Source organism: Actinomadura rudentiformis, from assembly GCF_008923185.1.
Lineage (GTDB): Bacteria > Actinomycetota > Actinomycetes > Streptosporangiales > Streptosporangiaceae > Spirillospora > Spirillospora rudentiformis.
Map to the genome: position 1 here is coordinate 14,033 of NZ_WBMT01000023.1, position 13,968 is coordinate 28,000.

The following is a 13,968-nucleotide window of genomic DNA, read 5'->3' on the forward strand; positions in this document are numbered from 1 at the left end:
TTGACCATTCATGGCCGGAGCCCGCTGTTAGGGCTTGTGGCCGGCTAGAGCTCGGGTGGGGGTGGGGCGGGACGGTCGGCGTCGGGTGGGCCCCAGGGGAGGCCGTACTGCTCGCAGGCGCGGCGGAGCTCGTTGAGGTCGGGCGGGAAGGTGACGTGGCGGAGGACGCGGCTGGTGGGGCTCCAGACCACCAGGCGGGGCATGCGGTCGGTCGAGTCGTCGATGCCGATGCCGCCGACGCGGTCACGGTCGAGCTCCCATTCGACGCGGCCGCGGCGGGTGACCACGGCCAGGCCGGCTGAGGAGACGCGCAGCTGGGAACGGTTGCGGTCGTAGAGCCAGTAGCCGCCCAGGCCGATGAGGATCCCGGCGGGCATCGACCAGCTCGCGGTCGTCAGGAAGCCGCCCAAGTCGGGGCCGAGCCAGACGGCGCCGAGGACGGCGACCAGTTCGCAGAGGAGCATGCTCATCGCGTACGTGCCGATGCGGGAACGCCGCGTCGCGTCGAGCAGGACGCCGGGGGCCGTCACGGCGCCGGGGGGTGGGGACAGTTCGAGCGGGGGGATCGTGACGGACGGGGCCGGGGCGGAGAGGGTGGAGACGGCCGAGTGGAAGGCGGCGCTGAGGTACGCGTCGTACTCGGCGTCGGTGATGGGGAGGCCGGCGCGGCGGGCGGACTCCCGGAGGTCGGTGCGGGAGATCCGGAGCGCGGAGAGCGGGGCGGCGAAGAACTCGTCGCCGTCGGAGTCGTAGAGGCGGACCCAGGCGTGGCCGCCGATCGTCAGCAGCTCGATCCCGCCGATGCGGTCCTGTGGCATGCGCAGCACGACGTCGCCCGCGGCGTCGGCCCAGCCGAGGCCGTCGTCGGCGACGACCAGGCGCCCGCCCGGGACCTGTGCGAAGACCTCAGGCAGGCCGTCCAGGCCGTAGTCGGGCGTGCGGGGCGGACGGGTGGCGGAGGTGATCACGCGGTAGCCGTGGTCGTCGAGCGCGTGCGCGAGCTGGAACGCGTCCAGGCCGTGCGCGGGCAGCCGGGCGACCAGGCGCAGCCGGTGGTCGAACGCGAGGACGGCGAGGGGCGCGGGCCGGGGGTCGCCGGAGACGGGGTCTGGACGCAGACCAGGGCCGAGGACGAGTGCGGCCACTTCGGCGGCGGGGACGTCGACGGTCGCTCGGGGGGCACGGGCGTGCAGGCGTTCGCTGGTGATCTCCCACTGGACGTGGTCGGCCCGCAGGAGGCGGCGCCGCGCGATGAGCACGGCGGTGATCGCGGCCAGTGCCCAGCAGCCCGCGGCGAGCCGGGGCCCGAAGCCGTCGGCGCCCTCGATGGCGATGCGCGCGACCATGGTGGCGCCGAGGACGCCGGCGAGCCCGCCGAGGACGGCGATCCGGCGGCGGCTGGGGAGGGGGGACGGCGTCGAGAGGAGGACGGGCGGGGCGGGGGCCGGTTCGGCGGACGGTTCGTGGGAGGCAGCGAGCAGCTGGGCTTCCTGGTCCAGGAGGCGCTGTTCGGCGGCGTGGTCGCGGGACAGGCCGGTGTCGTCCAGACCGGGCACGTGCGGGGCGTCCTCGACGGCCGGGTCGAGCAGGTCGGCCGCCTCGCCGTCCAGGATGTGCATCGTGATGCCGAGGCGCCGGGCCGTCACGAAGAGGGCCAGCGGCTCCATGCCCATGGCCGACAGCTCTCCCACGGCGGTGCGGCCGAACTTGTGGAAGACCGTCAGCACACCGTCATCGGATGTGAGAGCGAGGCCGTCGATCCGGGACCGCTCGTACCGCACACCGCCGGGGCCGAGGCGTTCGAGGCCGGCTGCGGTCAGCCGCCACTGCGGCCGGGCCCGCCGGCCGCGGGCCTCGGGGGCGGCGCCCAGCAGCCATGGCGCGGCGGCCACGGCGGCGATCAGCGCCGCCCAGAGCCAGACCGGACGGATCGGCAGCAGCGCGATCGCCACCGCCAGCAACGAGAACGGCCCCGCCGCGATCGGGCGCCACCGGCCTCCCGGCCCCTGCAGGCCGACCAGCTCATGCTCCACAGTTCCCATCCTCTCCGGAGCCTTGCGGGCCCGTTGCCTCCTTCCGACGATCCGGTGGCGCGCTCTGTTCGAGAACGCTTCCGCAGGTAATCCTTCAGGATCGTTTTCGCACTACTCCGTAGCCGATGGCCGCGGCGATGCCGAGCACGACGAACATCCCTACTCCCGTGCTCGTGGAGTCGCGGCTGCCCTCGTCGGCGTTGTCCTTGCCGCCACCCCGGGCTCCCGGCTTGGCGGTCGGGGAGGGGATGGCGCTCTCCGGCAGCGGCACCTCGTACACCGGCTGGCCGCCGCCCTCCGAGCCGACGAGCAGGGACCTGCCGTCCGGCGAGTACGTGACCGACTCGCCCTGCTCCTGCGCTGGCAGCCCTACCGAACGCATGGACTTGCCCGGTCTGCCGTCGTCCTTCACGGAATAGATTCGCGCGCCGAAGTAGGTGCGGATGACATAGCTCCGGCCGTCCGGCGCGAAGGCCCCGTCGGTGGCGATCGCCGGGGCGTCCCCGATCTTGCGCATCGTGTTGTATCCGCTGCTGCGCAGCCGGGCCGGCGCCTCGTACAGCGCGCCCGAGAACAGCTTGCTCGCCACGTACAGCCGGTTGGTGCGCGGGTTGATCATCATCGTCTCGGCGTTGCGCGGGCCGTCCTCGTACTTGAGCTTGAACGAGGTCGCCCGCAGGGTCTGGCTGCGCAGCCGGGTGGGCTCGGGGATCCGGTAGACGGTGACGTACGGCCAGGCGCCGCCGAGGTTGTCGCCGATGTCGGCCACGTAGATCGCCGGGCGGCCCTTCTCGTCCTGGCCGATCGCCATGCCCTCCCAGTCGCGGGCTCCCGCTCCCGCCAGGGTCAGCACCGCCCTGGTGGAGCCGTCGGGGCCCAGCGCGAAGATCTGCGCCACACCGCCGGAGTCGTTGTGCGTGTAGATCACACCCTGGTGCCGCCTGCTGACCGCCAGCCCGCTGGACTCGTTGATCCGCGGATCGGAGATCTTGAAGACCACCTTCGGGTCGCGTTCGGCGGCGGCCGGAACGGTCGCGGAGGCGGCGGCCGTGCCGGTGAGGGGGAGCGCGCCTGCGAGGGGGAGCGCGCCTGCGAGGGTGAACGCGCCTGCGAGGGTGAACGCGGCGAGAGCCGCGACGGGTCGGATGAGCCGGTTGGGCCGGCTGCGGCGCGGCGATGGCGATCGCATGAACTGATCTTCCCCGGTCCGGGTCATGTCGATCACGCGCTCCACGCCGTTCCGGTGCGCGCCAGACCCTGTTTCGGTCACGTTCAATTCAGCAGCGCGCCGACGACCACCGCGAGGACGAGCGCGGTAAGCACGGTGGGGAGCAGCCATTGGGGCGCACGGTTCACGTTCTGAGCTTATTCGCCCGGGCGCACGGCTCGAACCGGGAGCTCATGATCTGCATCTCATCCAGCATGTGCGGATTGTTCGGGTTGCTGCGTTCCCCCCTCGCTGCTCATCCCGAGCGGGCGTCGGAGGCGTTCGTCACGCTGGGCATCTTGGCGGAGGAACGGGGGCGCGACTCGGCCGGCGTGGCGCTCTTGAACGGCCGGCCTGTGCTGCAGGCGGCCGGCCGGTCGCGGACGGCGCACGGGCGCGAGGACGACCGCCGGTCCGACCTGAGCCACACCGGCGTGCGAGTGATCAAGGGCCGCGGGCGGTTCTCCGGGATCTGGCGTGCGGACCTGCTCGACCGCCTCGACCGGTCGCCGATCGCGATGGGGCACACCCGCTGGGCCACCCAGGGCTCCCCGTTCGACCTGCTGAACGCCAGCCCGCTGGTCGTGCCGGACGGCACCGGGTCCGGCATCGTGGCCACCCACAACGGCGACGTGGAGGCGGGGTCGCTACGAGCGCGGCACCCGCTGCTGCCGCCCGCGCAGGGCACCACCGACAGCGAGCCGGTCTTCCAGCTCCTCGCCGGGTGCCGCGGCACGGCGAACGTGACGGGAGTCCTCGGTTCGCTCGTCGGCCGGGCCGCCCTCGCCTGGGTCGACCGGGCCCGTCCCGACCGGGTCCATCTGGCCAGGGCCGCGCTCAGCCCGCTGACCGTGGCGGTGGACACCGAGCAGAACTTCTACTGGGCCTCCAACCCGCGCTGGCTGCGCGAGGTCGAGCGGCACACGAAGGTGCGTTTCGCGTCCGCGGTCATGCTCCGCGAGGGCACCTACCTCCAGGTCGGGCTGACCGCCGCCTCGTCCCGCCGCCGCCCCCGGCCGCGCGTGCTCACCCGCGCGGGCTTCGTGCCGACCGCCCGCGACTGGGACCTGGACGACCGGGTATGGACCGGCTTCACCGCCGCCGACATGGCCCGCGACCGCGCGACCCTGCGGCACCGCGTGATCGACACCCGCACGCCACGGCCCGTGCCGGACACGCGGCCCGCACCCGACACGGTCGCCGCCGCCACGCCGGTGTCGCCCGGGCTCGCCCCCGCGATCTGACGCCGTCCGAGGCCCGTCTGAGGCCTGTCTGATGCCGAAAGCCGGTCCCCGTGCCGGGCGTGGAGGTCACGCCCGGCCCCGAGACCGGCTCACGGTTCGAACGGGCCGTACGAACGGGCCGTACGAACGGGTCAGAGGCGCTCGACGACGTGGTCGACGCAGGCGGTGAGGGCCTCGACGTCGGCTGGGTCGATGGCCGGGAACATGCCGATGCGCAGCTGGTTGCGGCCCAGCTTGCGGTAGGGCTCGGTGTCGACGATGCCGTTGGCCCGCAGGATCTTGGCGACCGCCGCGGCGTCGACCTCGTCTGTGAAGTCGATCGTGCCGACCACCTGGGAACGCTGCGCCGGGTCGGCCACGAACGGGGTCGTGTACGAGTTCTTGTCGGCCCAGGTGTAGAGGCGCTGGGACGAGTCGGCGGTGCGGGCGGTGGTCCATGCCAGGCCGCCCTGCGCGTTCATCCACTCGATCTGCTCGGCGAGCAGCAGGAGCGTGGCCACGGCCGGGGTGTTGTAGGTCTGGTCCTTGGCCGAGTTGTCGACGATCGTGGGCAGGCTGAAGAACTCGGGCACGTAACGGTCGGTGGCCGCGATCTCCTCGATGCGGGCCAGCGCGCGCGGGGACGCCAGCGCGACCCACAGCCCGCCGTCGGCGGCGAAGCACTTCTGCGGCGCGAAGTAGTAGACGTCGGTCTGCCCGACGTCCACGGGGAGGCCGCCCGCGCCGGACGTGGCGTCCACCAGCACGAGGGCGTCGTCGCCGCCGACCCGCTCGATCGGCATGGCGACGCCGGTCGAGGTCTCGTTGTGGGTGAGGGCGTAGACGTCGATGCCGTCCTCGGCGACCGGCAGCGGGTGCGTGCCGGGGTCGCTGGAGATCACCGACGGGTCCTCCAGCCACGGCGCGCCCTTGGTGACCTTGGCGAACTTGCTGGAGAACTCGCCGAACGTCACGTGCTGGGACTTGGAGCGGACGAGCCCGAATGCCGCGATGTCCCAGAACGCCGTGGTGCCGCCATTGCTGAGCAGCACCTGGTAGCCGTCGGGCAGCGAGAACAGCTGTGCGAGGCCCTCGCGGACGCGTCCGACGAGGGACTTCACCGGCTTCTGCCGGTGCGAGGTGCCCATGTAGGTCGAGCCGGACTCGGCCAGCGAGGCGAGCTGCTCGGGGCGGACCTTGGACGGGCCGCAGCCGAAACGGCCGTCGGCGGGCTTGAGGTCTGCGGGAATGACAATGGTTGGGTTCGCGCTCTCGGTCACCTGACTCAGCCTAGTTGACCTGCGGAGTCGATCTCCGGCGGGTCCGCATCATGAGACGCGTTCCACTGCGCCGGGCCCGGAATGATCATTAAGGTGAGGCTGTGCGCCCCGTCACGTCCGTTCTGATCGCCACGGCCACCGCTGCCGCCGTCGCCGCCACCGCGGCCGTCCTCGCCCGGCGTCGGCTGGTGATCGTGCATGTGACCGGGCCGAGCATGCTGCCCACGTACCGGGCCGGCGACCGGGTGCTCATCCGCCGGGTGTCCGCGCGGAGCCTCCGGCGTGGCCAGGTGGTGGTCTTCGAGGGGCCACGGGAGGGCCGGTGGCGCGCCGGTCCGCTGCCCGGGCTGGACGCCGCCGCATGGATGATCAAGCGGGTCACCGCGCTGCCCGGCGATCCGGTGCCCGATGACGTCGCCCCCGCCGTCGCGGACGCGATGGTCCCGGAGGGGCGGCTGGTAGTCATCGGGGACGGCGTGTTCAGCGCCGACTCGCGCAAGTGGGGGTACGTCCCGGCCGATCGCGTGCTGGGCGTGGTCGTGCGCGGACTCACGTCCGGCCGGGCACGGGTCGAACACGAGTCCGCTCAGCCCGGCTGGACGCCCGAGGGGGCCGGCTGGGTACCGGTGGACGACTCGTAACCGCTGGCCTGCAGGGAGAACAGCCGGGCGTACTCGCCGTCCCGCGCCATGAGCTCCTCGTGCGAGCCCCGCTCGGTGATCTGCCCGTCGGAGAGCACGACGATCAGATCGGCCTCCCGCACGGCGCCGAGCCGGTGCGAGATCAGCACGCTGGTGCGGCCCGCGCGGTGGGTGCGCAGCCCCATGTGGATGGCGTGCTCGGCCTCGGCGTCCAGACCCGAGCTCGGCTCGTCCAGGATGAGCAGGTCCGACCGGTCGCGCATGAGCGCACGGGCCAGCGCGAGCCGCTGCCACTGCCCGCCCGACAACATCACGCCCGCGTCCGCGTCGTTGTCGCCGAAGAAGATCCGGCTGAGCAGCGTGTCGTAGCCGCGAGGGAGCGCGGCGAGGGCGTCGTGGATGCCGGCGCGGCGGGCGGCGTCCTCCAGCACCGCCCGTTCGCCGCCGGTCGCCAGGTCGCCGAGCATGATGTTCTCGGCGGCCGTCAGGTCGTAGGACATGTAGTCCTGGAAGACCGCGCCGATCCGGCGGCGCAGCTCGTCCGGGTCGGCCTCGCGCAGGTCCACGCCGTCCCAGCGGATCGAACCGCGCACCGGGTCGTACAGGCGGCACAGCAGCTTGACCAGCGTGCTCTTGCCCGCTCCGTTGAGGCCCACCAGCGCGACCGACCGGCCGCAGGGGATGAACAGGTCGACCCCGCGCAACACCCACGGGTGGCTCTCGTCGTAGCGGAACCACACATCGCGCAGCTCGATGCCTTGGCGCAGCGCGGGCAGGGACACCGGCTCTGCGGGCACGGGCAGCAGGGGCTCGGCACGCATGACCTTCAGGTAGCGGCCGAACATCAGCAGCGCGTTGTGCGCGTCGGCCCACTGTCCGACGATCGTGTTGAGCGACGCCTGCACCCCGGCGACGGCGGCGATGAAGACCGAGACGTCGCCGATGCTCAACGCGCCATCGGCCGCCGCGAGGACGGCCCACAGCAGCCCGCCGCCCGCGATCAGTGCGCCGAGCAGCGAGAGCAGGCCCTGGCTTCGCAGGGTCCGGCGCTCGATGTCCTCCTCGGCGGCGTTGATGGTACGCAGCTCGGTGAGCATGCGCTCGCGCAGGTGGCCACCCAGGCCGAACAGCCGCACCTCTTTGGCGGCCTCGGGACTGCTGAGCAGGGCGCTGAAGAAGATCTGCCGCCGCGTGTTGGTACTGACGCCCCACATCATGCTGGCGCGCCGCCTGCTCAGCACGAGCTGGGCGCGGGCCGAGGGGAGGGCGGCGAGCAGGATGACGACGATCATGATGGGGCTGATCACGACGAGGGTGCCGACGAAGCCGGCCAGCGTGATCGTGCCCTGGCCGATCGCGAGGGAGCCGCGGACGATGCGGTCCGGCGCGTCCTGGCCCGCCTCCTGCGCCAGCCTGAGGTCGTCGTGGAAGGCGGGGTTCTCGAAGCGGCCGAGGCCCGGGTCGGCGTTCACCCGCTCGTACAGGCGTCCGGAGATGAGCACGCGCAGCGATCGGTGCAGCCGGCCCTGCATGTAGTCCGAGACGTACGGCAGGGCGATGAGGACGAGGCCCGCGGTGGCCAGCGCGACCGCGGCGGGAACCAGATCGGCGGCGGTCGTGCCCTTGCCGATCCCGTCCAGCACGACCTTGGTCAGCCAGGCCGTGACCACCGGAGCCAGGCCCATCAGCACCGCCGCGGAGACCGAGAAGGCCGTCGCTCCCGGCTGCGCCTGCCAGCTCAGCGCGGCCGCGGACCGCGCGCGCTCCCAGAGCGTGCTGCCGTCGTCCCCCTCCTGCTCTTTCATGGGCTTGGCTCTCCCACTCGCGTTCAGCAGACCGGTCGGTAAAGCGGAACGGCATCCGCCCGGGCTTGATGACGGATGCCGTTCGCCGAAGGGCTGGGTCAGCCGGACAAAACGGTGATTACCAGAGTCGCCTGCAGTAGGTCGTGCCGCCCATGATGCAGCACTCGTACACGCCGCCTCCACGGTATTCGCGCCAGCAGCCGGGGTCCGCGGACGCCTTGGTGCTGGGGGCGAGCCTGTCCAGCAGGCGGTCGCCGAGTTCGCTGAGGGAACGGATCATGGTGTCTCCTCCGTCCAGTGGAGCTCCGGGGCCGGTGCTCCTTGGCGACTGGACGCTATCCGGCTTAACGATCTTGAAGACATGTTCAAGATCCACATCTCGGAGGAGGTTTTTTGATCATCTCTTGTGTGTTTGTGACCGGCTTCCTGGCTCATCGCCGCCGGCGGTGAAAACTCCAGACCAGGAGCCCTGCGAGGGCGATGACGCACAGTGCGCCGACGGTCGCGGGCGGGTAGATCCACGGATCGTTCCGCCGCCGCGCCTCCAGCGCCGTGACGGCCGAGTCGTACACGAGGAACGCCAGCAGCAGCGCGGCGAGAACGGCGGCGACACGGGCGGAGGCGGCGTTGATCCGGCGGCGGCGCGCCTCGCGTTCCTCCTCGTACCGCCTGAGCTCCGCCGCCGCGTCGGCCACGGGGGGCTTGTCCGAGGACGACGCCGGTGCGGACGCCGGTTGCGACGACGGTCGGACGCTGGGGCCGATATCGCCCTCCAGCGGCTCGTCAATGTCATCGATCACGGATCAATCATCGCAAATGGGCTTCCCTGGTCCTGCCCGTGATCGATTTCATTGCGGTCGGCGTCCCATCAAGGAGGCGCAGGGAAGCAAGAGATCAAGGGCTCGTGGAGGTGCCGAGTGAACATGGGCGGCGATGTCACCCGGCTGGAGGGACTCCTCAGCCTTTTCCAACGGCTGAGGGAACGGCCGACGAGCCGGGCCGGTGATCGGCTGCGACCGCTCCTGCTCACCATCGGGACGCCGCACGAGACCAGGCAGGTCGCCCATTTCTTCGTCGAGGAGTGCATGGCGGACGGCGGCCCGTACAGCCACATCACCGCCGACGGCCAGTCCTCGTTCACCGATCTCGCCTTGCTCCTGCGGCACGTCAGCCGCGACCTCTCGGCGCACCGGCCCCGCTTCGAGCCCGCGTTGCGCTTCCCGTTGCTGAGCATGGCGCTGTGGCTGCTGGAACTGCGGCGGATGCGCCTTCAGCAGGAGCAGGCGGGTGAGAACGAGCAGGCGCCGAGATTCTCCTCCAACGCGCAGCGGCAGGCTTGGCAGCTGGCCGGCGACCTGCGGGCCGCCGAGGAGGACGCGCACCGCCGCACCCTGCTGGGCCGCGGCATCCGCAGGCGCCGCCAGATCGTCGTGCCCGCCCAACGGCCGGGCGAACGGGGGCGGCTCGCTTCGGCACTGGTCTATCTGGAGCAGGTGGCGCCCATCGGGGTGGCGGTGGTGGCGCTGCTCAGCGCCGGTACCGCGGCCACGCTGAACCTAGCCACGGCCATGCTGGCGGCCGCGGTCGGCATCGTCTTCATCGCCGGCCAGATCACCGCGCGGACACGAGACTGGGCGGGACGGCGCCGCTATCGCTGGTTCACGGCCTCACGGCAGACGTACCTGCGCGGCAACCGTTCGTCGGACTTCCTCGGGCTGGCCCTGGACGTCTTCTTCCGGGACGAGCCCGATCCCGGCACCCCGCTGGACGACGAGCTCGAACGGCTGCTGGTCGCCGCGTTCCTCCAGGACCTGCGGCATGGCTACCGGCGCAGTATCTGGCGGGCCAACTGGGCGCGCGTGCGCTATCCGGTCGTGGTCATCGACCTCTTCCCGGCCGGCCATCCGAGCCGGGACCAGACCCGGCGGTTCGTCGAGCGGGTCGAGGAACTGCGCCGGCACGAGGAGCGTTTCGATCCGCTCGTCGTCGTGTTCCCGCTCGCCTCGGCGGACGAGGCCGCCCGGCTCGCCGGCTCGATACGGGTGCCGCTCGCCCAGGCCGCCACGGTGGATCTGGGCATGGTGCGCGAGTACGAGGAAGGCAACCCGTTCTGGAACGAGTACCTCGCCGAGCAGCGGCGGGTGGCGGTGCTCGGCACGCGGCGCGCGTTCCAGGTGGATCTCGGGGCGGGCGACGGCTCGTCCACCGAGCCGATCCACCGGGGGCGGCGGCGGCCGTGGGTGGCGCATCCAGCGATGCCGTGGATCGCGATGGGCGCGATCCTCGTCGCCTCGGTCACGGTGATCACGTTGCAGACGGTGCGCTACTGCTCGCCGGTCTCGGTCTGGCACGCGGACAACGGGGAATGCATCGGCATCACCGATGGCTCGCACATCTACGCCAAGCGGCTGGCAGGAGTGGAGAAGCGCATCCACAGGCTCAACAAGGACGCGGTGTCCTCGGGCAAGCCGTACGTCACGATCGTCTACCTGGGGCCGATGACGACCGACCCGCAGGACAGGAGCCCCCAGGCCGACCTGATGGCCGGCGTGCACGGCGAGCTGGTCGGCCTGTCGATCGCACAGGAGAAGCACAACGAGGCCAACGGGCAGCCGCGGCTGCGCATCCTGCTGGCCAACTCGGGCTCGCGTTTCCGGTACGCGAAGCAGGTCGCCGATCACATCCGGAAGCGGGCGGGCGAGGACCCGCGGATCGTGGCGGTGATCGGGTTCGGCCAGAGCAGGCGGCAGACGGACGAGGCCATCGATGTGCTCGGCAAGTCGGCGCTGCCGATGATCGGGACCACGAACACCTACGACCTGACAGCGCGCCGCAAGACCAGCTTCTCGCCGTACTACTTCCGCCTGGCGCCCTCCAACTGGCGACTGGCCAGGCACGCCGCGTACTGGAGCCGGAACGGGCAACTCGACGGTCTCCAGGCGTCCAGCGCGGACGTCTTCTACGACGCCTCCAGGGACGATCGGTACAGCCAGAATCTGGCCCGCGACTTCGCCGACGCGTTCAAGCCGGGCAAGGTCCGGATCTTCGCGTACTCGGACCCGAGCCAGGTGCCGGGCAAGGTCGAGGAGGCGTGTGCGGCCCCGGCGCAGCTCTTCTACTACGCGGGCCGGTCGGACGAGTTCCGCTCGTTCATCAACAAGGTCGCCAACACCTCGTGCGGCGGCCCCCTGGTCGTGCTGGGCGGGGACGAGGTCACCAAGTACGTGAGCGACAACGGAGCCGAGCTCGGCAGGACGGACACGCTGCGGCTCTACTACACGCCGCTGGCGGCCAAGGAGGCATGGGACCGCCGCTGGGTGGGCGGCCGGCCGCTGCAGACGTTCTATACCGAGTTCGAGCCGGTGGTCGACTCGCTGGTGGGCAGGACCGCCCCGGCGAACGTGCGGCCCTCCCGCACCCACGCGGCCATCGGTTACGACGCCGCCCGGACGATCATCAATGTGGCGGAACGGATCTTCGGAGAGCAGGCCCGGACGCTGCCCACGGCCGCGGCGATCCTGTCGGAGCTGACCGAACCGGACCAGCGCGCGTTCCCGCAGGGGGCGAGCGGGTTGCTGCGGTTCGGCCCGCGCACGACCGGGCACGCGGTCGAACAGAAACCAGTGGTGCTCGCCAAGGTGGAGAAGAACGGCGCCACCACCGTCCTCCAGGTGTGCGGACACCTCGTCGACAGCGGTCAGCAGGGAGCTTCCTGCCCGCCCAACCCCTAGCGGGACGCCGCTGGTGGGGACATGGCCGACCGGCCGGCCAGGCATGCAAAAGGCCCCCGGCGGGTCGGCTGCCGGGGGCCTCGAGCGCGTCGTGCGGGGGTGGCTGGACGCCGTTGGTCAGGCGTCGTTGCGCTTGAGGGCCTCCGCTGCGCCGGCGACGTCCTCGATGGAACGGCTGCCGGGGCCGACGTACTTGGCGCTCGGCCGGACGAGGCGGCCGGTGCGCTTCTGCTCCAGGATGTGCGCGGCCCACCCGGCGGTACGGCCGCAGGTGAACATGGCGGGCATCATCGCGGTCGGGACCTGGGCGAAGTCCAGGATGACGGCGGCCCAGAACTCGACGTTGGTCTCGATGGCGCGGTCCGGACGGCGCTCGCGCAGCACCGCCAGGGCGGCGTCCTCCAGGGACTTGGCAGCCTCGAAGCGCTCGGCGCCGAGCTCCTTGGCGGTACGGCGGAGCACGCGGGCGCGCGGGTCCTCGGCGCGGTAGACGCGGTGGCCGAAGCCCATCAGGCGCTCGCCGCTGTCGAGGATGTCGGTGACGACCTTGCGCGCGTCGCCGACCTGCTCGACCTTTTCGATCATCGGCAGCACGCGGGCCGGGGCGCCGCCGTGGAGTGGTCCGGACATGGCGCCGATGGCGCCGGAGATGCTGGCCGCGACGTCGGCGCCGGTGGAGGCGATGACGCGGGCGGTGAACGTGGAGGCGTTGAGACCGTGCTCGGCGGCGGAGACCCAGTACGCGTCGATGGCCTGGACGTGCTTGGGGTCAGGCTCACCGCGCCAGCGGATCATGAACCGCTCGGTGATGGTCTTGCCCTCGTTGATACGGGTCTGCGGCACCATCGGCACCGACACGCCACGGGCCGACTGGGCGGCGAACGACAGCGCCGTCACCGACACCTGGGCCAGGTTGGCGCGTGCCTCCTCGTCGCTGATGTCGAGCAGCGGGCGCATGCCGTACGCCGGGGCCAGGATCGGCAGGGCGCTCTGGACGTCGACCCGGACGTCGCCGGAGTTGACCGGCAGGACATGCGGCTCGGCGGGGGCGAGGCCCGGGTCGAAGCTGTCGTCGACCAGCAGGCCCCAGGCGTCACCGAAGGAGACGCGACCGACGAGTTCCTCGATGTCGACGCCCCGGTAGCGGAGAGCGCCGCCCTCCTTGTCCGGTTCGGCGATCTCGGTCTCGAAGGCTACGACCCCCTCGAGACCAGGTTTGAAGTCGGACATGTCGTCCTGCCTTTCGCGTCCATAGTGATAAGGCGGTGCCGTGCCATTGAACCCTGTCCGCCCTACTGGTGAGTACCCAGGTCCCTGTGAGATGCACAATGCCCTGGTGGGAGGCTCAGACGCTGTGGATCGCCCAACGCCAGACCCCGCACGGCTCCGGAGAGCATACGAGGGAGGGGAATTGCTGGAGAGCGGCGTGCCCGACAACCCGTTCGAGCTCTTCGACGCGTGGTTCGCCGACGTCGCCGCCGCGGGCCTGCCGGAGCCGAACGCCATGGTCCTCGCGACCGCCTCCGCCGACGGCGTGCCGAGCGCCCGGACGGTCCTGCTCAAGGGGTACGGGCCGGGCGGCTTCCGCTTCTTCACCAACCTGACCTCCGACAAGGCCCGGGACCTGGCGGCCAACCCCCGCGCGGCGCTCGTCTTCCCCTGGCACGCCCTCCACCGGCAGGTGCGGGTCGTGGGCCGGGTCGAGCCGCTGACGCACGCGGAGAACGAGGCCTACTTCAGCACCCGGCCGTACGGTTCGCAGCTGGGCGCCTGGGCCAGCCACCAGTCCGCCGTGATCGCGAACCGGGACGTCCTGGAGGCGCGCTACGCCGAACTCACCGAGCGGTGGCCGGATCCGGCCGCGACGGCCGACGGGCCTGGCGGCGAAGGTGTGCCGCGGCCCGACTTCTGGGGCGGGTACGCCGTGATCCCCGAGTCCGTCGAGTTCTGGCAGGGCCGCCCGGACCGCCTGCACGACCGCCTCCGCTACCGGCACGAGGACGCCGGCTGGATCCTGGAACGCCTCGCTCCCTGACCGCCGCGTGACC

The 13,968-nt window shown here is 71.7% G+C and carries 11 protein-coding genes; 4 read left to right on the plus strand and 7 right to left on the minus strand.

Features of this window, described 5'->3' with window-relative positions:
- Positions 1-44: 44 nt before the first annotated feature.
- Positions 45-2,033 carry a hypothetical protein gene (locus F8566_RS38950; RefSeq protein WP_151567411.1) on the minus strand — a complete coding sequence of 663 codons (1,989 nt, stop codon included), beginning with the start codon at positions 2,031-2,033 and terminating at the stop codon, positions 45-47.
- 94 nt (positions 2,034-2,127) lie between these two features.
- Complete coding sequence (locus F8566_RS38955) at positions 2,128-3,222, minus strand: hypothetical protein (RefSeq protein ID WP_151567413.1); 1,095 nt, start codon at positions 3,220-3,222, stop codon at positions 2,128-2,130.
- A 212-nt stretch (positions 3,223-3,434) separates the two neighbouring features.
- Between F8566_RS38955 and F8566_RS38960 the strand changes: the two genes are divergently transcribed.
- Positions 3,435-4,484, plus strand: coding sequence for a class II glutamine amidotransferase (locus F8566_RS38960; RefSeq protein ID WP_151567415.1), 1,050 nt, complete (start codon positions 3,435-3,437; stop codon positions 4,482-4,484).
- A 131-nt stretch (positions 4,485-4,615) separates the two neighbouring features.
- Here F8566_RS38960 and serC read toward each other — a convergent pair whose 3' ends face one another.
- A complete protein-coding gene (serC, locus tag F8566_RS38965) occupies positions 4,616-5,743 on the minus strand; it encodes a phosphoserine transaminase (protein WP_151567417.1) in 1,128 nt (375 codons plus the stop codon).
- A 101-nt stretch (positions 5,744-5,844) separates the two neighbouring features.
- Here serC and F8566_RS38970 point away from each other — a divergent pair, with 101 nt between their 5' ends.
- Positions 5,845-6,384, plus strand: coding sequence for a S26 family signal peptidase (locus tag F8566_RS38970; RefSeq protein ID WP_225993905.1), 540 nt, complete (start codon positions 5,845-5,847; stop codon positions 6,382-6,384).
- Here F8566_RS38970 and F8566_RS38975 read toward each other — a convergent pair.
- The 3 genes from F8566_RS38975 to F8566_RS38980 form a co-directional block, all read right to left on the minus strand.
- Positions 6,330-8,189 carry an ABC transporter ATP-binding protein gene (locus tag F8566_RS38975; RefSeq protein WP_151567419.1) on the minus strand — a complete coding sequence of 620 codons (1,860 nt, stop codon included), beginning with the start codon at positions 8,187-8,189 and terminating at the stop codon, positions 6,330-6,332. The genes F8566_RS38970 and F8566_RS38975 overlap by 55 nt on opposite strands.
- A gap of 118 nt (positions 8,190-8,307) precedes the next feature.
- Entirely contained in the window at positions 8,308-8,469 is a 162-nt protein-coding gene (locus F8566_RS50415) for a hypothetical protein (RefSeq protein ID WP_192810084.1), read from the minus strand.
- Positions 8,470-8,620: 151 nt separating this feature from the next.
- The gene (locus F8566_RS38980) at positions 8,621-8,989 is read right to left on the minus strand and encodes a hypothetical protein (protein WP_151567421.1); all 369 of its coding nucleotides are present in this window, start codon (positions 8,987-8,989) and stop codon (positions 8,621-8,623) included.
- A gap of 123 nt (positions 8,990-9,112) precedes the next feature.
- Here F8566_RS38980 and F8566_RS38985 point away from each other — a divergent pair, with 123 nt between their 5' ends.
- Positions 9,113-11,920: an ABC transporter substrate-binding protein gene (locus F8566_RS38985; RefSeq protein WP_151567423.1), complete on the plus strand. Its 2,808-nt coding sequence runs from the start codon at positions 9,113-9,115 to the stop codon at positions 11,918-11,920.
- A gap of 117 nt (positions 11,921-12,037) precedes the next feature.
- Here the strand turns inward: F8566_RS38985 and F8566_RS38990 are convergent, their stop codons facing one another.
- Positions 12,038-13,150: a citrate synthase 2 gene (locus F8566_RS38990; RefSeq protein ID WP_151567425.1), complete on the minus strand. Its 1,113-nt coding sequence runs from the start codon at positions 13,148-13,150 to the stop codon at positions 12,038-12,040.
- A 91-nt stretch (positions 13,151-13,241) separates the two neighbouring features.
- Here F8566_RS38990 and pdxH point away from each other — a divergent pair, with 91 nt between their 5' ends.
- Positions 13,242-13,955, plus strand: coding sequence for a pyridoxamine 5'-phosphate oxidase (gene pdxH / locus F8566_RS38995; RefSeq protein WP_151567427.1), 714 nt, complete (start codon positions 13,242-13,244; stop codon positions 13,953-13,955).
- Positions 13,956-13,968 lie beyond the last annotated feature (13 nt).